Consider the following 20,061-nt stretch of genomic DNA (forward strand, 5'->3'; position numbering starts at 1 on the left):
AAAAATATCTCATGCTTTTTTTCAAATTACTTTCTTTACTTCCACTTTGGATACTCTATGGTATTTCAGACTTTGCCTATTTTATACTTTTCCGTGTTTTGAAATATCGAAAAAAAGTGGTGATTGAAAATTTGAAAAACTCTTTCCCCGAAAAAACTGAGATTGAAATACAGCAAATCGCCAAAGCATTTTACCACAATTTGGCAGATATTTTTATTGAATTTTTCAAAGGCATGAGTATGTCTGAAAGAGAAATTAACAAACGTATTGAAATTGGAAATTTGGAAGCCATTACAGAATATATCAACCAAGGAACGCCCGTAATCATCGTTGGTGGACATCAAGGTAATTGGGAATTGGTGATTCACGTTTTGTCGCTTCACGGAATCAAAATGGACATTGTATATCAACCGCTTTCCAATGCTTTTTTTGAAAAACTTACTTATAAAATCAGAACTCGCTTTGGTGCTTTCGTCATTCCCAAGAATGATTCTATCAAACTTACCTTTGAACGTAAAAATATACCACGAGCATTATGCTTGGCGGCAGACCAAATTCCGCATCATTGGAAATCTGCCTATTGGACAAATTTTTTAAATCAAGACTCAGCTTTTTTTACGGGAACTGAAAAAATTGCTCGAAAATTTCATTATCCAGTTGTTTTTTTAGGTTTGGAAAAAAGTCATAGAGGTTACTACAAATATACTTTTGAAAAAATAGCAGAAGCTCCTTATGAGCATTTGGCAAGCGGAGAAATCTTAGAACGCTTTATTCAGAGATTAGAAAAGTCTGTTCAAAAAAATCCTTCCTGTTATCTTTGGTCGCATAGAAGATGGAAACACAAACGTTCAGAAAATGATATTATCAAGACTCACCTGTAAGTAATTCTTGATTGAAGAGGTTCACGATTAGGTCAATATTACTGTGTACCTTTTATTTATTAGTTTTAACTTGTAACTTTGCAAAAGCCAAACAGTAAATTCTTATGGAAAAATTACAAGATAATATTGAGTTAGAGCGTGCCGCTGCAATTGCTTATGATAACTTGAAAGAAAGTTCTCGTAATGAAATAAGTGACTCTTTAAAACACATATTAAGCGATAATTTACCTCTACAATATGAGTTGTTACCTATTGTAGGAGATTCTAAGAAATACTATGTTTTAAATGTAAGTGAATATAAAGTCATTTTTGAACATGAACCAGATATGCTTCATGTTCATGCAATACTTAGTGGTAGCTTTGGTAAATAGAAACTATCAATGAAAGACTTTAAAGAAATTAGCATTCATTGGGAATCTGTTGAAGAAGAATTATCTGCTTTTGAAAAACTACTTAGCGAATACCAAGATTTAAGTGAGTCTTCTGATATTTTGCCATTCTTTAGAAAATCACCTAATTTATCTGCATTCATTGGAAAAATTTACTTTCCAACTTTAAGTAATATTAACCGAATATCTTACGAATTTGATTTTTTTGGCGATTTTAAAGCTGATTTAGCTATCGGCGATTCTATGAAAGAGTCTTATGCTTTTATAGAGTTTGAGGACGGCAAGCATAACAGTATTTTTAAAACAAGTAAAGCTAAATATCAAAAAGATTGGTCAAATAGGTTTGAACATGGATACAGCCAAATAATAGACTGGTTTTGGAAATTAGATGATTTAAAACAAACTACTTCATTCAAAGAAAAATTCAATTCAAATGACATTGATTTTAGAGGTATTTTAATTATTGGAAGAGACTCATATTTAAGTGATTATGATTTTAAAAGGTTTAAATGGAGAAGCAAGCATACCATCATCCAATCTAAATCTATTCACTGTATTACTTACGATGAACTTTTAGAGGATTTAAAACAACAAATAAAATTTTTGCAATTTATTAAATAATATAAATGGGTCTTCAATGTGGAATTGTAGGTTTACCAAATGTTGGGAAATCTACTTTATTTAGTGCAATTTCTTCAAATAAGGCGGAAGCCGCCAATTATCCTTTCTGTACGATTGAACCTAACGTAGGGATTGTAACTGTTCCGGACGAGCGTTTGAATATTCTGGAAAAACTTGTAAATCCGCAACGTGTTTTACCGACAGTAATCGAGTTTATGGACATTGCTGGTTTGGTAAAAGGAGCATCTCAAGGAGCAGGTTTAGGAAATAAATTCTTAGCTAACATTCGAGAAGTAGATGCTATTATTCACGTGGTGCGTTGTTTTGCAGATGACAATATCGTACACGTAGAAGGAAGAGTAAATCCTGTTTCGGACAAAGAAATCATTGATTTTGAATTACAATTAAAGGATTTAGAATCAGTTGATAAAAAAATACAAAAAGTAGAACGTGCAGCCAAAGCTGGTGATGCTAAAGCGAGAGCTCAGTTGGCAATTCTTCAACAGTATAAAAGTACTTTAGAGGCTGGAAAATCTTCAAGAACTGTTCAAGGTTTAGAACCTGATGCTAAATTTGATGCTATCGGTGACTTATGTTTATTAACAGACAAACCTGTTATCTATGTTGCCAATGTAGATGAAGCTTCAATTGCAAAAGGAACTAATCAGTACGTTGAAGAATTGAAAGCTGCGGTTGCAGATGAAGGTGCTGAAGTAGTTGTAATTTGTGCAGCCTTGGAAGCTCAGATTGCAGAGATGGAAGATGAAGAAGACAGACAAATGTTTTTGGAGGAGTACAATCTTACTGAATCTGGTTTAGATAAACTCATCCGTAGTTCTTATTATTTATTAAACTTGATTACCTACTTTACGGCAGGTGTGAAAGAAGTAAGAGCTTGGACTATCCAAAAAGGTTGGAAAGCTCCAGCAGCAGCAGGAGTTATTCACTCAGATTTCGAGCGTGGTTTTATCCGTGCAGAAGTAATCAAGTTCGCTGATTTTCAACAATATAAATCTGAATCTGCTTGTAAAGAAGCTGGAAAGCTATCAGTAGAAGGGAAAGATTATGTAGTAATTGACGGAGACATTATGCACTTCCGTTTCAATGTATAATAAGTGTTTCAATAAAAAAAAGAGTCATCTTGGATAAAACCTCGATGACTCTTTTTTATTTTATTTTTGTTCAAACTCTCTATGATGAGCCATTTTGAATAATTCGTCTTTTGATAAAGATTTGAAGTACTCATAAGTAATTTTCAAACCTTCCGAACGACTCACTTTTGGCTCCCAACCTAAGATTTCCTTCGCTTTTGTAATGTCTGGTTTGCGTTGCTTAGGGTCATCTTTTGGTAATGGTAAAGAAATTAATTTCTGGTCAGTACCTGTCAATTTGATAATTTCATCCCCAAATTCTTTGATTGTTATCTCATCTGGATTACCAATATTTACTGGTTGAGCATAATCACTCAATAACAAGCGATAGATTCCTTCTACTAAGTCATCCACATAACAGAATGAGCGAGTTTGCGAACCATCACCAAACATTGTTAAATCTTCACCTCTGAGAGCCTGTCCGATAAATGCAGGTAATACTCTACCATCGTTCAAACGCATTCTTGGTCCGAAAGTATTAAATATACGAACGATTCTTGTTTCTAATCCATGATAAGTATGATAAGCCATCGTCATCGCTTCTTGGAAACGTTTTGCTTCGTCATAAACACCTCTTGGGCCTACTGGGTTTACATTTCCCCAATACTCTTCTGGTTGTGGATGAACGGTTGGGTCACCATAAACCTCTGAAGTAGAGGCAATCAAAACTCTTGCATTCTTTACTCTTGCTAAACCTAAACAGTTGTGAATACCCAAAGAACCAACTTTTAAAGTTTGGATTGGAATTTTCAAATAGTCAATCGGAGAAGCTGGTGAAGCAAAATGAAGAATATAGTCTAATTCGCCCGGAACGTGAATGAATTTTGAAACATCATGGTGGTAAAATTCAAAGTTTGGTAACTTGAATAGGTGTTCGATATTTTTCAAATCACCTGTAATCAAATTGTCCATGGCTATTACATAATAGCCTTCTTTGATAAATCTGTCACAAAGATGTGAGCCTAAAAAACCTGCTCCGCCTGTTATTAATACTCTTTTCATATTTTTAGCTGTAAGCTGTAAGCTATGAGCTATCAGCTTTTTTTATATTTATGTTAAACGTGATTTCTCAAAAATTAAAAGCTTTTAGCTCATAGCTCTATGCTTAATTTATTTTACCGTCTCTCTACCTATTGAGTAATAAGTATAGCCTAACTCCTTCATTTGCTCTAATTCATACAAATTACGACCATCGAAGATTACTTTATCTTTCAACAATACCTCCATCACTTCAAACTCGGGGGTACGGAATTGTGGCCACTCTGTCATAATTAATACCGCATCAGCATCTTTGATAGCTTCATAAGGCCCTTTCGTGTAAGTAATCACATCTCCAATTACTCCCTTCACATTCTCCATCGCCTCTGGGTCAAAGGCTTTAATGATTGCTCCTTCTGCCAATAATTCTTTGATATTGTATAATGCTGGAGCTTCTCTGATATCATCTGTATAAGGTTTGAATGCTAAACCCCACATCCCGAATACTTTACCTTTCAAGTCTCCTCCAAAATGTGCCTTGATATGAGGTATCAATTTCGTCTTCTGGTCTTCATTGACATTCATTACCGCTTTCAATATCTGAAAATCATAACCTGAATCTTTTGATGTTTTCTCTAATGCCTGTACATCTTTTGGAAAACAACTTCCGCCGTAACCAATCCCTGCAAACAAGAAGCGTTTACCAATACGTGAATCTGTACCAATCCCTCTACGAATATCATCTACATTCGCTCCTACTATCTCGCAAAGGTTTGCAATTTCGTTCATGAAGGTAATCTTGGTTGCTAAGAAGGCATTCGCTGCATACTTCGTCATCTCAGCTGAACGCTCATCCATGAAAATAACTGGATTGCCCTGACGTACCAAAGGTGCATACAATTTCGTCATCACAGCCTTTGCTTTTTCTGAACTCGTACCAATTACTACTCGATCTGGTTTCATAAAGTCTTCTACGGCTACACCTTCACGTAAGAACTCTGGATTTGAAACTACATCGAACAAATCTGTCGAAGCATTTTTGGCAATAGCTGCGTGTACTTTCTCTGCTGTGCCAACAGGTACGGTACTCTTATCAATCACTACTACGTATTGATCTAAAATTGGGCCTAAATCGTTCGCTACTTTTAAGATATATTTCAAGTCGGCTGAACCATCTTCACCAGGAGGGGTCGGTAAAGCTAAAAAGATTACTTTGGCATCTTTTACCCCTTCAGCTAAATTCGTAGTGAATTTCAAACGACCTTCTGCTGTATTACGATTGAATAAAACATCAAGACCTGGCTCATAAATAGGAATAATCCCATTCTTCATCTTTTCTATTTTTGCCGCATCTATATCGACACAAACGACTTGGTTGCCTGTCTCTGCAAAACAAGTACCAGTTACTAAGCCTACATATCCAGTTCCGACTACTGCTATCTTCATAATTGTGTTATATGTGTTGTATTATAAAAGTAATTTCTAACAATTTAATATTTTAAATTGAAAATGCACTTAAATTTAGTTACATTTTCAAAAAAGCATTTACTGCTTTACTCCTGATATTACTCCTCCAACATTTCCGTTGGGTTCTAAAATATTCAGTAAATCAGCTACTGTTGGAGCAATGTCTGAAATATTTGTCCTTGTAGTTGTTTCTCCTTTTTTCACTTTCCAACCATAAAATAATAGTGGTACGTGCGTATCATATCTGTATAACGACCCGTGGGTTGTTCCTGTTTTGCCACCAGAGAACCAACTTGGGTTAAGTACAATCGAAATATCGCCGCTTCTTCTTGGATTATAACCATTTTTGATGAATTTCAACTGATAATCTGGTAAGGAAGAATTAGCAAAATTATGTAAATCTACCACATCTGCAATTTCATCATGCTGTAATAATACTTCACGAACTACTTCATAGACTTGGGCATAAGTAAGTTTTTTGCTTTTCAATACAGAAGCATTCAAATATAATTGAGAATTTTCTTCTGAACGAATAAATTCACCTTCACCAAAAGTATTCTTTAAAGCAGTTCTCAATTCTGCTAAAGTTTTTGTTCGGTCAAATACGCCTGCTGGAAGTTTTTTAGCTTGCCAATAAGCTGGAATATCTGCTACACCGTGGTCGGCACTTAAAAACACCAAATAGTTATCTTTGCCAAGTGTGTTATCTAAAGTAGTTAAAATTTCTGCAATATCTTTGTCTAATCTTAAATAAGTATCTTCTGATTCGATAGAGTTAGGACCAAAAGAATGCCCAACATAGTCTGTTGAAGAAAAACTCACTGTTAAAAAGTCAGTATTTGCACCTTTTCCCAAATTTTCGCTCTTCAAAGCTTCTAAAGCAAAATCTTTAGTTAGGCTATTGCCAAAAGGTGTTGTTTTGATTACTTCCAATAAATTAACCCCTGCTCTGGCTATCAATTCGTGTGGAAATACAGGATTGACTTCGCCGGGCAATTTGTTTTCTGAAGGCTGATTATCCTCCGAACTTTCTTTATATTGCTCAATTGGTAAAAGCGTATTCCAAGTCATTGAGGCATATTTTTGAGCCAATTTCTGAGCATTAAAATCTTTCACCCATTGTGGAAGGTCTTTCATGTAAAAAGTAGAAGTAACCCAAGAACCATCTTTTGAATCAAACCAATAAGCTGCGTCGGCTGTATGTCCTGCTGGAAGAATCGCTCCACGGTCTTTCAAAGCAATACCGATTGTTTTAGATTGATGTGCATTAGCAATTTTTAATTGGTCAGTAATGGTAGAAACCAATAAATTCTTTGGCGACATCCAACCTGCTTTCGTGTCAGTTCCTACTGTTCTTACGGTAGAGTCTTCTACACAGTAAACCACCCTACCAGATTTTTGGTCGAACCATTCATTCCCAATAATACCATCAACTGCTGGAACAGAACCTGTAAAAATCGCTGCGTGACCAGCCGCTGTAACCGTTGGTGCGTAGTCGTAGTGATTGTTTCTACAATTGAAACCTTCATTCATTAATCGTTTGAAACCTCCTGTTGAGTACTTATCGTAATAGCGGTAAAGAAAATCATATCGCATTTGGTCAACTACGATACCTACTACTAATTTGGGTTTATTGGCTTGAGTGTTAAGCTTATTTTTCTGGGCAAATGTTACTCCAACAAAAGAGAAAAAAAGAAGGGTTAAATATGTTTTTTTGAACATGATGAATGTGTTTTTTAACAAAGGTATTGCAACGATAAGTTTGTTGAGTTATGAAATGATGAAATTTTCAAGTAAAAGTAGGCAAATCAGATAGAAATTCTACTTCCAATTTTTCCCAATCTGTTTTACAAGTATAAAATTTCATACCATTGGTAATAGTAAGAAACTTAGCTTTCAAAGTTTTATTGTACTGGGCAGCTTGCTCGAATACACTTTGGTTGAGTTCGATATACGGAGCTTTACATTCTACAATCATCAATAGATTGCCGTCTCTTCCGAAAATTTGAATATCTGTTCGTTTCAGTAAGCTATTATACTTTAAAGGGCTTTCTAAACGAATCATACTCTTTGGATACTGATGATGATTTATCAAGAAATGAACAAAGTGCTGACGTACCCATTCTTCGGGTGTAAGAAGAATATATTTTCTACGAAGAGAGTCATAAATATAGATTTTATCATCAACTTTCTTTAATTTGTAAGGATATGAGGGAAGATTCAAATTTTCCAAGACCAATAAATGGGTTTAGCTCGAATAAGAATGATAAATTCTGAGTTAGTAAATACGATTTTAAAATGCAATTGTTTTTTTGATTTCGTTGAAAAACACAATGCAAGGTCGAATTAAAGGTAAAATTGCCGATGTTTACTCATTATCCAATCACAAATTAAAATCAAAAATATGAAAACAAAACAAGAAATTGTAGAAAATTGGCTGCCTCGCTATACGGGAATGCCACTGAGTGAATTTGGTCAATACATACTGTTGACCAATTTTAGTAATTATGTAAGTATGTTTGCTGAACAGTTTTCGGTAGAAATCAATGGAAAAGACCGCCCAATGCAAACGGCAACTGCCAATAACATTACGATTATTAACTTCGGAATGGGTTCGCCAATGGCAGCCACAGTGATGGATTTACTCTCGGCAATTGAGCCAAAGGCAGTTTTATTTTTAGGAAAATGTGGCGGTTTGAAGAAAAATCTAAGTTTAGGTGATTTGATTTTACCCATTGCAGCGGTGCGTGGCGAAGGAACTTCTGACGAGTATATGCCAAAAGAAGTACCCGCTTTGCCTTCATTCCGTTTACAGCGTTCGGTATCTTCTATGATTAAAAAACATGAACTTGACTATTGGACTGGCTTGGTTTATACTACCAACCGAAGAGTATGGGAACATGATGAAGCTTTCAAACAATACCTAACGGATATTCGTGCGATGGCAATTGATATGGAAACTGCTACCATTTTCACGGCTGGTTTTGCTAATAAAATTCCGCATGGTGCATTACTCTTGGTTTCGGATAACCCTATGACTCCCGAGGGCGTAAAAACTGAAGAAAGTGACAAAAAAGTAACGACAAATTTTGTTGAAAAGCATTTACAAATTGGCGTAGAGTCGTTGATTGAATTGGCGATGTCGGGCGAATCTGTAAAACACCTTAGATTTGAATAACACAACATTGATGTTTTGTCAACTTTTATGGTTGACAAAACCCTTATTTACCCACCATAAGGAAACTGTAAAGTAAACGTTGTTCCCACTCCTTCTTTACTCTCAAAGGAAATCGTACCGCCTAATTTTTTGGTAAATTCTTTGGTAATCGTCAGACCCAAGCCTGTGCCTTCGATATAAAACACGTTGTTTGCTCTAAAAAATAATTCAAATAAATGTTGTTGGTCGGCTTCTGGAATACCGATACCGAAGTCTTGCACAACAATTTGGTAATTGTCTTGATTGAAAATCAATGACAACGATGGGTTCTCGGCATTGGGTGAATACTTAAAAGCATTATTGACCAAATTACAGACAATATGATTCAAAAATGAAACATTAGTTGATACCACTTTGTGTTCGGATGGGCAAAAAAGGTTTAGTTCTCTGCCATCTTTTCGGTCGGAATAGTACTGAGTTTTTATATCGTTGATTAACGTAATAATATCAACTGTTTCTAATGGATACTCTTCAACTCGGGCCATACTTCGTTCAAGAAGTAATATATCTCGCAACATTTCAGTAAGTCGATTCGACTGAAATATCATTTTGCCTAATTGTTGCTTGATTTTATCTTTAATTGCTTCATTGTCAACCATGCCAACGTAAATATCCAAAATATCAATACTGCTAACGATAGAGGCAATTGGCGTTCTGAATTCGTGTGAAGCAAGGGCTGTAAAGCGTGTTTTTAGGTTGTTGAGTTCTTTTTCTTTTTCTAAAGAAATCTCTAATTGTTTAAGTTGTTTTTGAGTTTCTTCGGCTTTCTTGATTTCTGTAATATCTCGTTGAATAGAAATCCAATGTGTAATGTTTCTTTTTTCGTCAAAAATAGGACAGATGTTTATATGCACCCAAAATTCTTCTCCATTCTTTTTGTAAAGAATGTTGGTCATTTCACATGCTTCTTCTCTATTCATAGAAACCTTCACATGTTCCAGTAAAGTTTCATCTGAGTTAGCACCATATAAAAGAATAGGAGTATTCCCAATGATTTCGGAAGGCAAATAACCTGTCATTTTGGTAAATGCCTCATTAACATACATGATAGTGGGTGGTTGGTCGTTAGACGATAACGGTTGAGTAATCACAACTGCGTCTTGCATATTTACAATGACGGACTCCATCAACTTCAATTGCAACTCTCGCTCTTTCTGTGCCGTAACATCTTGAACTGCCCCTACCATTCGGTGTGCTTTTCCGTTTTCATCACGAATGACAAATCCTCTGTCAATTACATAAGCATAAGTACCATCAGCTCGTCTGTAACGGTATTCTGCCGACCAATTATTGCTTTGGCTATCAATAGTATCATAAATGCTTTTTATCACTCTCGCTTTATCATCCGCATGGATATGATTACGCCAAGTATTAAGGGCAATCGCAAGCTCATAATTTGTATGCCCGAAAATTCGCTGATGACCTTCGCCCCAGTAGAGTGTACCTTGTTCGATGTTCCAGTCCCAAATGGCGTCTGAAGTGGCTAATGAAACATACTTATATCTTTCGTTACTTTCCTCAAGGGCAAATTGGTTTTCTTTTTGTTCTGTAATATCTTGAATAGTGCCTTCTAAAGCAGTTGGAACACCGTATTCATTTTTAATAATTTTTCCAATTTCATGCACCCATCTGATAGTACCATCAGGTCGTACAATCCGAAATTGCAAGTTTACATCTTCCCGTTTTAGGAAGGATTCCCTTTGTATTGCTTCAATATCTGGTCTGTCTTTGAAGTAAAGCGTATTTAAGTAGTTATCGTAACTCAATACAAATTCTTCTTTTTTTACGCCCCAAATTTCATAAATTTCGTCTGACCAGAAGATTTTATCCGATTCAATCTCTGCACGCCAATATCCTAATTTGGCAATATTTGTCGCTACTCGTAGTTTTTCTTCACTATCTTTTAATTCTTTTAATACTGCCTCACGTTCGGTAACATCAAAAATTTGAGCTAAGGATACTCTCCGCCCATTATAATACATTAAATGAGCTACTATTTCTACTTTAATGAGTTCCCCATCTTTCTTTTTATGTGTCCACAATCTTTTATTAATCTGTCCATAAGCTTCTTCGTTCTTGGTTACATCATAAATTAATGGGATTTCTTCTGGTGGTCTTATATCTAAAATTGTTAATGATAAAAATTCTTCACGAGTATATCCATACAACGAAAGGGCTTCTACATTACAATCAACTATTTTACGAGTACTAAATTCCCAAATAAACATTACTGATGGGTTATGTTCAAATAGCCTTTTGTATTGCCTTGCTGTTCTGAGTGATTCTAATTCAATCGCTTTCTTTTCTGTAATATCTCTGGCGAAGCAATACATGATTTGTTCGGTGCTGTCCCACTTTGCCGACCACAGCATATTGATAATTCGACCATCTTTTCTAATATTTCTATTCTCAAAATTAGTGGTTTCCAATCCTCCCATTACAGCCACTGAAGCTTGAGAAGTAACATCAAAGTCTTCTTGGTAAACAAGGCTCATAAACGCTTTGCCCAACAATTCATCTGGCTGGTAACCCCAAATTTTCAAAGACGCCGCACTTACTTTTACAAAACGTCCTTCTGCGTCAATCGCACAAATAACATCCAAAGAAGAATCCATAATTTTATTCAATCCTTCTTTTGTTTTTTCTAAGGCGATTTGTTGCTCTTTTTCATAGGTTACGTCTTGATAAACCCCAAAAACCTTCACAGGATTTCCAGCCTCATCTCTCATCAAATCTGCTCTTGAAACGATGTGTTTTATCGTCCCATCATCCAAAAAAAATCTTTTTTCTATTCTATACTCTTGTCCGGTTTCTATCGTCCGAAGCACATACTTCAACGCCTTTTCTCTATCGTCGGGGTGAAGTACACTCATGCCTTTATCGAAATCAACTTCAAAAGACTGAGGTTCATACCCGCAGATTCGATAAACACCGTCCGACCATTTCACATTTTGCGTGTGTACATCAAATTCCCAAGTACCAAATTTTGCGATTTTCTCTGCTTTTCTGAGTAATTCTTGGTTTTCAGAAAATTGGTTTTTTAAAGCTACAAGTTCATTTTTTAAGGCAATTTTCTCACTTACATCTACAATTGACAGAAGAATATGGCTCACATTTCCTTCATCATTCAGAAGAGGAATGTGTTCAATTTCCCAATATTGATGCTGAAAAATTTGTGAAGATTCATCCCAAATCTCAAAAATTTGGGCTTCTACTTTATCTGTATTACCTGTTTGAATAACTACTTCGAGCGACTGTTTCAGTAAAAAATGGGCTTGCGTTTTTATGGATTTACCCTCAAAAACTTCAAGTATATTTTTACCAAGTACTGATTCTTTTGAAAATGGAGCTATTTCAAGAAAGGCATTGTTTACATCCACAACAACACATTCATCCCCTACCGCTAATAATATGCTCGGAGAAGGAAATACCTTGAAGATATTCTTTATCATATCATTGATTTTTAAAATTGGATTATTTAGTAGAATAGACTTTTAGTATCTTATGGATGAATAAGAATGGATATTTTTCATAGTTGGATTGGTTTTTATTGAGCTAAAGACACGAAAAATTAATACAAATATTTCGGTTTATTAAATTTTGTAGAGTAAAATGGAATTTTCATAGCAAAAACCCCTAAAATTAGGGGCAATAGTGGCAAATTAAGGCGATTATTTTGAAATGACTCCTTATAAAAACAATACTTAAAGGTTTATTCTATCAATTAAGCAGATTTTTTTTACCGCTTTTGATAAAAACATAATGCGGATTTACACTCTATTGTATTTGAGCATAAATCCGCATTATTATTATTCGAGAGAATCATTTATTCCATCCATTCACACTGAAAACCCAATTGAAAAAGTTCTTCAATTATACGCTGAGTTGGAACACACCTACCCTCGACACGTAAAATTTTATCACAATCATTAAGGTCAATATTGATAGAAAGGTGAGGAAAAGTATTTCTCAGAAAATCCATTACTGTTTTTGATGTCTTCTGATTCTGAATATTAGTTTTAAATATTTCGATAGAAATTTCTGTCATCCTTAGGTAAAGGTTTCATTCTTTATTTTGTTTTTTCGTTTTTTTAGAAGCCATTTTCATCAGATTTTCCTGAGTTCTGAATACCACAATTTTCTTAACTAAGTCTAAAGGCAAGGCTTCCCCAATGGGAAATTGTACTGCTCCTTTCGAACTTTTGAATCCTGCGATTTCATCTTGAAAAGCCGCAATTCCCGACGACGAAGGATAAAAGCCAATATGATTTTTGAAAGCCGCAAAATGCACCAAGTTTCCACCCAAATCAAAGGTGGGCATGGCATAGCTAATTTTTTCAGTAGCTTCTGGCGAAGCCTCTTGAATGGTTGTACGCATTTGCGTCAGCAGTATTTGTATATGTGCTGGAAAATCAGCAATATATTCATCAATACTTTGATACGATTTCATCATTTAGGACTCAGCATTTAATTTATGATAACTAAAGTACGAAATCATCAATACAATCAAAACTACTACTGGAAGAGCTAATGAAGCATTGAAGCCATCTACCACCCAATGACTTAGCCCTGCAAAAACAAAATCAAAAACAAAACCAGCATAAGCCCACTCTTTTATTCTTTTCGGAACTTGTGGAATCATCAAAGCCAACGTACCTGTTACTTTACAAATAACGAGTGCTAACCCAAAGTATTCGGGATAGCCCAAATGTCTGATGCCTTCTTTTGCCATTTCAGTATGACCAGTCAGGGCGGGCATTACGCCTTCAAAAAGGAAAATGAGGGTGGTTGAAACCCAGAATGTAATTTTTGTACTTTTCATAATAATTAGAGTTTATGTTAACTGATGATAATATAAAAGCCACTGATTATTGTATTTATCTATTAAATCGCCGAACCACTCTCCGAAAGTACTTTGTGTAAGCGGTTGAATTTGCTTTCCTTCAAAAGATAGTTTCTGATAAAATTCCTTCATTTCTTCCTGATTATCACAATGCAACATCAGCGAAACAGCATTACCTTTTACTAAGCCTTCGTCTCCGAGCATATCCGAACCCATAATTACCAAGTTCTGATTGATGAGTGTGGCGTGTAAAACTAAATTTTTCATTTGTGTAGGCATTTGATTTGCCTCTGTTTGTTCGCCCAATAGTCTTACAGAAAGCTCTCCGCCCAAGCATTGTTGGTAAAAGCTCATTGCTTCTCGGCAGTTGCCACTAAAGTTTAAATAGGCTGTTACTTTGGGCATTTTGAAATCAATTTGAAGATGTGAAATTTTGAAATAAATAATATTAAACTTTATTCCAAAAACATAAAAATCTAAAAACAAGATACTTAAAACAAGTTAATAGAAAAATTCAACTACTTAGGCATTTAATAAAGTATCAATATCAAACTTTTTCATTTTCATCAGTACTCGCATTACTCTTCCTGCTGTATCAGGATTACTCATCAATTTCCCTAATATCGAAGGAACTACCTGCCATGATACTCCAAAACGGTCTCTCAGCCAGCCACACATACCTTCTTGTCCACCATCACTGATAAGTTTTTCCCAATACTCATCAATTTCAGCTTGAGTATCACAACTAACGACCAGCGAAATAGCTTCGTTGAAAGAATAGTCATGTACACCCGGCCCATCCATAGCAATAAATGGTTGTTGATTCAACTGAAATTCGGCATACAATACTTTCCCCGAATGTTCTTCACTTTCTGGATAATGATAAAGTAAATCTGTGTTTGAATCTTTGAAAATAGAAGTATAAAAATTAATCGCCTCCTCTGCTCTTCCAAATTGATGATTGGTAAATAAAAAAGAGGGTCTTATTTTTTGCTGACTGCCGCCGTCGGTAGCAATGCTAATTTGCCAAGTCAAACCAAATCTATCTTGTAGCCAGCCGTATCTTTCACTCCAAGGATATTTATCTATGGCCATCAATACTTTTCCTCCTACTAAAAGCTTATCCCAAATAGTATCTACTTCTTCGATTGTGGGACAATTCACAAAAAATGAGATAGACGGATTGATTTTATACATGGGACCGCCATTGAGTCCCATAAATTTTGTTCCGTTCAATTCAAAATTAACCACCATCTGGTTTTCAACCTTGATTTTACTTTTTTCAAAAACTGAACTGTAAAAAGTAGCGGCTTCTTTGGCTTGTCCGTCGAACCACAAACAAAAAGTAATTGAATTTGAGTGCATTAGCGAAAGTTTAGTTTTGTTCAACGTATTTTTTGAAATTATCCAAAATTGCCTGCCAGCCAGCTTTTTGTAATTCTAAAGAATTTTCACTTTCTGGTTCAAATATTTCGGTCAGTAACACACCTTCTTCTGTTTGTTGGAAACTTACCGATACTGTTCTTCCGTCTTCGAGTGTGTATGCTAATGCTTCTAAATCTTTGATTTTGGTATAAATCCAACTAAAATCAAAAGAGAAACTTCCGTCTTTAGCAGCCATTGTAGTTGTACTTTTGCCACCTTCTCTAAAATCATTTTCAGCGGCTGGTGCGTGCCAATCGTCCGAAGCAAAACACCAATTAACAATATGCTCGGGCGTATTGAAGCATTTCCATACTTTTTCGAGGCTGGCTTCTACCTTAACCGCCACTGTGATAAAGATTTTATCTGTACTTTCCATCATTTTAGCATTTTTTGAGTCATTTTACGAATACAAATTTGCACAAAAGCTTGGCAGGAATAGCGTTATAAAAACGACAAATACAGGGCAGTTTACGACAAAGTATTTTTCTATATTTGTACTATGAAAAAAGTGGCGATATTAATTCCAGAACATTCGACTATCCATGTGGTAGCCATAACACGGTTTATGTTTGAAACTGTGAATCAGTTCCTTATCGGTTCGGGTAGGGAAAAGCTTTTTGAAGTAAAATTGGTAGGTCAACAAAGACAAATGCAGTTGATTGATGGCCCATTTATGGTTTCACCAGACTTACTTATTCATGAAGTTTCCGACACTGACTTGATTATTATTCCGCCAACGGCAGGTGATTTTCGGGCAACTATTTCGGCAAATCAAAACTCTATTCAGTGGATTATTGCTCAACATCAAAAAGGTGCAGAAGTGGCTTCGCTTTGTGTGGGTGCTTTTTTATTGGCGGCTACGGGTTTGGTAAATGGTAAAAAATGTTCGACACACTGGGGGTTCAATGATGATTTTAGGGCTATGTTTCCAGAAGTAATTTTACAAGATGGTAAAATTGTAACTGACGAAGACGGCATTTATTCAAGCGGCGGAGCAAACTCTTGTTGGAATTTAGTTTTGTACTTAATTGAAAAATACGCTGATAGAGAAATGGCTATTCTTACTTCTAAATTCTTTGCCATCGACATCGACCGCACCAGTCAATCTTCGTTTGCAATGTTTAAAGGACAAAAGGAGCATCAAGACGAGGCTATCAAAAAAGCTCAAGAGTATATTGAAAATAATGTTGAAGAAAAATTTACGGTTGAAGATTTAGCCGAAAGAGTAGCTTTGGGGAGAAGGAGCTTCGAGCGTAGATTCAAATTGGCTACCAACAATTCGGTATTAGAATACATTCAAAGAGTAAAAATTGAAGCTGCTAAAAGAAGTATTGAGAGTAGCAGAAAAAATATTAATGAAGTAATGTTTGATGTTGGCTATACCGACACAAAAGCGTTTAGGTCAACCTTCAAAAAAATAACAGGCCTCAGCCCGATTGAGTATAAGAATAAGTATAATAAAGTTGATTATGGAATTATGTGACTTTAGGACTTGAAGACTTTAGGACTAAAGGATTTTAGGATTTTGAGACTTTAAGATTCAAAGTACTAAAATAAAAAAATCATAAAGTCAACAAATCTTAAAGTCTTAAAGTCCTAAAGTCCACAAATCCTAAAGTCCTAAAATCTTAATTACAATAATCACGAATAACCGCATAGGCTGGCGTGTAGCCCAATTCGCCTGCTTTACTCAAATCATTACAGCCCTCAGTATCACCTAAAGCGTGACGAATAATACCACGTACATAATAAGCTTCCGAGAATCTTGGATTCAAAGTAATGGCATTTGTACAATCTTGAATCGCTCCTCTTTGGTCTCCCAATTGTGATTTTACCATTCCTCTTGTAAAATACGCCTCATAATACAATGGATTCAAAGCAATTGCTTTGTTATAATCTTCAATCGCTGCTTTGTTATCGCCTGAGCGAGCCTTCGCTAAACCTCTGTTATAAAATACTTCTGAGCGTTGCGTAGAGATTTCTGCCATTTTCAAACGCTCTTGAACATTATTGCGAAGTTCATCTAAAATCGGTTTAGTGATAGCTCCACTATAAACAATTTTAGTATTGTCTTCATTACCAATCGAAATTGCTTTTGTAAAATCTTCGATAGAACCTTTCAAATTGCCCAATCTACTTTTTGCAAAACCACGACCATAGTATGCTCCAACATTTTCTGGTTCTTGTGCCAAAGCCATGTCAAAGTCAACCAAAGCACCTTGGAAATCCTCTAACTGACATTTACAGTAACCTCTTTGATATAAAGATTCTGGGTCTTCTGGCGTAAGTTCTAAAGCCTTTCCATAATCAACAATTGCACCTTTGAAATCCCCCATTTTCATTTTACTGAATCCTCTACCAGAATAAGCAGAAGCTCTCTTGGGACTTATCTCAATCGCCTTTGTGAAATCTTCTAAACTTCCTTTATAATCTTCTAATTTTTGTTTTACTAACCCACGAGAAGTAAGCCCTTGAACATTGTCAGGCGTTAAATCTAAAGTTTTGTTGTAGTCCGACAAAGCACCTCTATAATTTTCCAATTTGAATTTACTCAAACCACGAATAAAATACGTATTGGCATCAGCAGGGTTCAAATCAATACTTCTGTTATAATCTTGCAAAGCACTTCTATGGTCATTTTGGCGAGCTTTACTTTGTCCTCTTCCGCTATAAGCTTCAGCATATTTTGGGTTCAATTCAATAGCTCTGTCAAAATCATTAATTGCACCACGGTTATCACGCAAATTTGCCTTCGTAATTCCACGGTCGTAATAGGCAACAGCGTCATCTGGCTTTAAAGCAATAGCTTGTGAAAAATAAGTCTGTGCAACGGCGTGATTTCCCAAGCGGCTCTGCGTAACTCCCAAATCCATTAATTCTTGGAAAGTCTGACTTTGTGAATAACTCAATTGATTGATTAGCAAAAATGCCAATACGAAAAGCAGGAAACTCTTTTTCATACTAAGAACGGAATTCAGATTTTTAAATAAATGATTAGTGTTTAATGCAAAAATAGCCTATAAAAACTTTTTAATCCTCAATTTTCGGTGTTCGAGGAGTTTTCAATAGCAATATTACAAATTTTATTCATTTTTTACGCTTATTGCTGATTATTGTAGTTCATCAAAATATTAAATCCATAATAAAGCTCAGAAAATAATACCTTAATGATGAATAAAAAAATTTGTTGAGCTAAATGCACATTATCGAAGTGTATGGAGATGAGTCAAAAAATAACAAAAAAAATCTCTTGGCAATTGTGTCATTACCAAGAGATTCTTCTCAAAAATATCATTCAATTCGTGAATTATTTCTACAATTTTTATCAGGTTGACTGTAAATTCATGAGTGTTTATTTTTTCTTAAAATATTTGTCCGATACCAAAAGTAACCACAAAAAGTAAAGTCGTAAGTGCCATTACTTTCAAGAAAGGGTCAATTTGTGCAGGCGTTTTTCCTCTATAAACTCCTTTGCAAATTCTTATTAGCATAGGAATTGTTACTATAAAAAGCCAGTTCAGCCAAAGCAAATTAAAATTCTGGTCTCCAGTACCAACCTTGAGGTGAAGGTCAGTATTGGTATAACTTACATTAATATTAAAATTTGACTGTTCTTTTAAAGTAATAATCGTTTCATAAATGACAGTACATAAAAAACCCGTTCCCAATAAAAACCAGTGATAAATCACCGCTTTGTCTTTTCCCAGGCGTACAGGAATAGAGTTTTTCCCAGTTTTAGTATCTGATTCAATATCACGAATGTTATTGATATTCAAAACTCCAACGGCAAACAGTCCGCAAGAAGTAGCGGGTAGCACATTCAACCACACAAATTCATGGGTAAATAAATAATAAGTACCCAACACACCAACCCAACCAAAGAAAATTAATACCGAAATATCGCCTAAACCCATGTAGCCGTAAGGTCTTTTCCCCACGGTATAAGTAATAGACGCAATGATAGCAAGGATTCCTAAACCAAAGAAAGTAATAATGGCTTGTGTAGAAGTATCTTTTAGTCCTTCATAAATCAATAAAGAACCCGAAATAAAAGACAAGACAGACATAATGATGATGGCTCTTGTCATTTGTTCACGAGTGATTGCCCCAGTCTGCACGGCACGAGTGGCAACTGTTCTTTCAACGGTATCAACGCCACTGACAGTATCGCCATAATCGTTGGCAAAGTTGGAAAGCACTTGCAAGAAAATAGTAGTGAGTATCGCTAAAGTGAAAGTAGTCCAAGAAAAAGCATTTGCACCAGCGGCTAAAAAACTTCCCATTAAAATACTGGAAAGAGCAAGAGGTAAAGTACGGGGTCTGGCAGCGGAAATCCAGTGTTTCATAAGGATATAAGTATTGTTAAGAAAAGAACCTCATCCCCCGACCCCTTCTCCTTCAAAGAAGGGGTGTAAACTCTGGGTCTGAAAGCTCCCCTCTCTGAATGAGAGGGGTTGTGGGTGAGGTTTTCTTTAAAATCTATTACAACTTAATAGCTTCTAAAAACTCTGGGCTATCAGGTTTTACTTTTGAAGCAAAGAAGTGAGTAAGCTCTCCTTTTTCGTTGATTACGTATTTACAGAAATTCCAAGTTGGTTCTTGGTCGTTCCAACCGTTCAAAGATTTTGTAGTAAGCCATTGGTATAAAGGACATTTCCCTTCTCCTTTTACTACTACTTTTGAAAACATTGGGAAAGATACACCATAGTTTTTCTTGCAGAAAGTTGAAATTTCTGTATCTGAACCCGGTTCTTGTCCACCAAATTCATTCGCAGGGAAGCCCAACACAACTACTTTGTCTTTGTTAGCGGCATAAAATTTCTCCCAATCTGCATACTGTGGCGTAAATCCACATTTTGAAGCCGTGTTCAAAATAATTACTTTTTTGCCTTTGTACACCGACAAATCTACTGTTTTGCCATCCAATGATTTCATTTTGAAATCGTAAAGGCTTTGTTTCGCTGGAGTTTCCATTGTTTCAGGGCGAGTTAAATGGTCATTCTGAGTAAATGGCAAAGCCAAAGCTCCTAATAAAGTACTAATTTTCAATAGATTGAGTAACATAATTGCTATGAAGGTTAAAATGAAA

The 20,061-nt window shown here is 35.6% G+C and carries 19 protein-coding genes; 6 read left to right on the plus strand and 13 right to left on the minus strand.

Annotated features, from left to right (window positions below; translation table 11 throughout):
* Positions 1–11: 11 nt before the first annotated feature.
* The 4 genes from VB248_RS20760 to ychF all read left to right on the plus strand — a co-directional run bounded on the left by VB248_RS20760 (position 12) and on the right by ychF (position 3,003).
* Positions 12–881: a lysophospholipid acyltransferase family protein gene (locus VB248_RS20760; RefSeq protein ID WP_323298754.1), complete on the plus strand. Its 870-nt coding sequence runs from the start codon at positions 12–14 to the stop codon at positions 879–881.
* A gap of 104 nt (positions 882–985) precedes the next feature.
* Positions 986–1,252 (plus strand): hypothetical protein, encoded by a 267-nt coding sequence (locus VB248_RS20765; protein WP_323298755.1) that lies wholly within the window; start codon positions 986–988, stop codon positions 1,250–1,252.
* Positions 1,253–1,261: 9 nt separating this feature from the next.
* On the plus strand, positions 1,262–1,891 hold the full coding sequence (locus VB248_RS20770) for a Shedu immune nuclease family protein (protein WP_323298756.1): 630 nt from the start codon (positions 1,262–1,264) through the stop codon (positions 1,889–1,891).
* Between the two features lie 5 nt (positions 1,892–1,896).
* Complete coding sequence (gene ychF, locus VB248_RS20775) at positions 1,897–3,003, plus strand: redox-regulated ATPase YchF (protein ID WP_323298757.1); 1,107 nt, start codon at positions 1,897–1,899, stop codon at positions 3,001–3,003.
* 60 nt (positions 3,004–3,063) lie between these two features.
* Here the strand turns inward: ychF and VB248_RS20780 are convergent, their stop codons facing one another.
* From VB248_RS20780 to VB248_RS20795, 4 genes are all read right to left on the minus strand, one after another.
* A complete protein-coding gene (locus tag VB248_RS20780) occupies positions 3,064–4,044 on the minus strand; it encodes a UDP-glucuronic acid decarboxylase family protein (protein WP_323296440.1) in 981 nt (326 codons plus the stop codon).
* 108 nt (positions 4,045–4,152) lie between these two features.
* Positions 4,153–5,466 carry a UDP-glucose dehydrogenase family protein gene (locus tag VB248_RS20785; protein WP_323298758.1) on the minus strand — a complete coding sequence of 438 codons (1,314 nt, stop codon included), beginning with the start codon at positions 5,464–5,466 and terminating at the stop codon, positions 4,153–4,155.
* A 99-nt stretch (positions 5,467–5,565) separates the two neighbouring features.
* Positions 5,566–7,209: an alkaline phosphatase PafA gene (gene pafA, locus VB248_RS20790; RefSeq protein ID WP_323298759.1), complete on the minus strand. Its 1,644-nt coding sequence runs from the start codon at positions 7,207–7,209 to the stop codon at positions 5,566–5,568.
* A gap of 67 nt (positions 7,210–7,276) precedes the next feature.
* Entirely contained in the window at positions 7,277–7,720 is a 444-nt protein-coding gene (locus tag VB248_RS20795; RefSeq protein WP_323298760.1) for a type I restriction enzyme HsdR N-terminal domain-containing protein, read from the minus strand.
* 171 nt (positions 7,721–7,891) lie between these two features.
* On the opposite strand from VB248_RS20795, the gene VB248_RS20800 reads away from it, so the two are divergent.
* Positions 7,892–8,665: an AMP nucleosidase gene (locus VB248_RS20800; RefSeq protein ID WP_323298761.1), complete on the plus strand. Its 774-nt coding sequence runs from the start codon at positions 7,892–7,894 to the stop codon at positions 8,663–8,665.
* A gap of 47 nt (positions 8,666–8,712) precedes the next feature.
* On the opposite strand, the gene VB248_RS20805 is transcribed toward VB248_RS20800, so the two are convergent.
* The 6 genes from VB248_RS20805 to VB248_RS20830 all read right to left on the minus strand — a co-directional run bounded on the left by VB248_RS20805 (position 8,713) and on the right by VB248_RS20830 (position 15,351).
* Positions 8,713–12,156 carry a PAS domain-containing sensor histidine kinase gene (locus VB248_RS20805; protein ID WP_323298762.1) on the minus strand — a complete coding sequence of 1,148 codons (3,444 nt, stop codon included), beginning with the start codon at positions 12,154–12,156 and terminating at the stop codon, positions 8,713–8,715.
* 611 nt (positions 12,157–12,767) lie between these two features.
* Positions 12,768–13,157, minus strand: coding sequence for an iron chaperone (locus VB248_RS20810; protein ID WP_323298763.1), 390 nt, complete (start codon positions 13,155–13,157; stop codon positions 12,768–12,770).
* Complete coding sequence (locus tag VB248_RS20815; protein WP_323298764.1) at positions 13,158–13,526, minus strand: DoxX family protein; 369 nt, start codon at positions 13,524–13,526, stop codon at positions 13,158–13,160.
* A gap of 12 nt (positions 13,527–13,538) precedes the next feature.
* On the minus strand, positions 13,539–13,952 hold the full coding sequence (locus VB248_RS20820; protein ID WP_323298765.1) for a VOC family protein: 414 nt from the start codon (positions 13,950–13,952) through the stop codon (positions 13,539–13,541).
* Positions 13,953–14,069: 117 nt separating this feature from the next.
* Complete coding sequence (locus VB248_RS20825) at positions 14,070–14,912, minus strand: VOC family protein (protein WP_323298766.1); 843 nt, start codon at positions 14,910–14,912, stop codon at positions 14,070–14,072.
* Positions 14,913–14,922: 10 nt separating this feature from the next.
* Positions 14,923–15,351 carry an SRPBCC domain-containing protein gene (locus tag VB248_RS20830; RefSeq protein WP_323298767.1) on the minus strand — a complete coding sequence of 143 codons (429 nt, stop codon included), beginning with the start codon at positions 15,349–15,351 and terminating at the stop codon, positions 14,923–14,925.
* Positions 15,352–15,471: 120 nt separating this feature from the next.
* Here VB248_RS20830 and VB248_RS20835 point away from each other — a divergent pair, with 120 nt between their 5' ends.
* The gene (locus VB248_RS20835) at positions 15,472–16,455 is read left to right on the plus strand and encodes a GlxA family transcriptional regulator (RefSeq protein WP_323298768.1); all 984 of its coding nucleotides are present in this window, start codon (positions 15,472–15,474) and stop codon (positions 16,453–16,455) included.
* Between the two features lie 145 nt (positions 16,456–16,600).
* Here VB248_RS20835 and VB248_RS20840 read toward each other — a convergent pair whose 3' ends face one another.
* The 3 genes from VB248_RS20840 to VB248_RS20850 form a co-directional block, all read right to left on the minus strand.
* Complete coding sequence (locus tag VB248_RS20840) at positions 16,601–17,932, minus strand: tetratricopeptide repeat protein (RefSeq protein ID WP_323298769.1); 1,332 nt, start codon at positions 17,930–17,932, stop codon at positions 16,601–16,603.
* A 402-nt stretch (positions 17,933–18,334) separates the two neighbouring features.
* Positions 18,335–19,318: a 1,4-dihydroxy-2-naphthoate polyprenyltransferase gene (locus tag VB248_RS20845; protein ID WP_323298770.1), complete on the minus strand. Its 984-nt coding sequence runs from the start codon at positions 19,316–19,318 to the stop codon at positions 18,335–18,337.
* Positions 19,319–19,454: 136 nt separating this feature from the next.
* Positions 19,455–20,036 (minus strand): glutathione peroxidase, encoded by a 582-nt coding sequence (locus VB248_RS20850; protein ID WP_323298771.1) that lies wholly within the window; start codon positions 20,034–20,036, stop codon positions 19,455–19,457.
* Positions 20,037–20,061 lie beyond the last annotated feature (25 nt).

It is taken from the genome of Arcicella rigui (assembly GCF_034929435.1).
Lineage (GTDB): Bacteria > Bacteroidota > Bacteroidia > Cytophagales > Spirosomataceae > Arcicella > Arcicella rigui.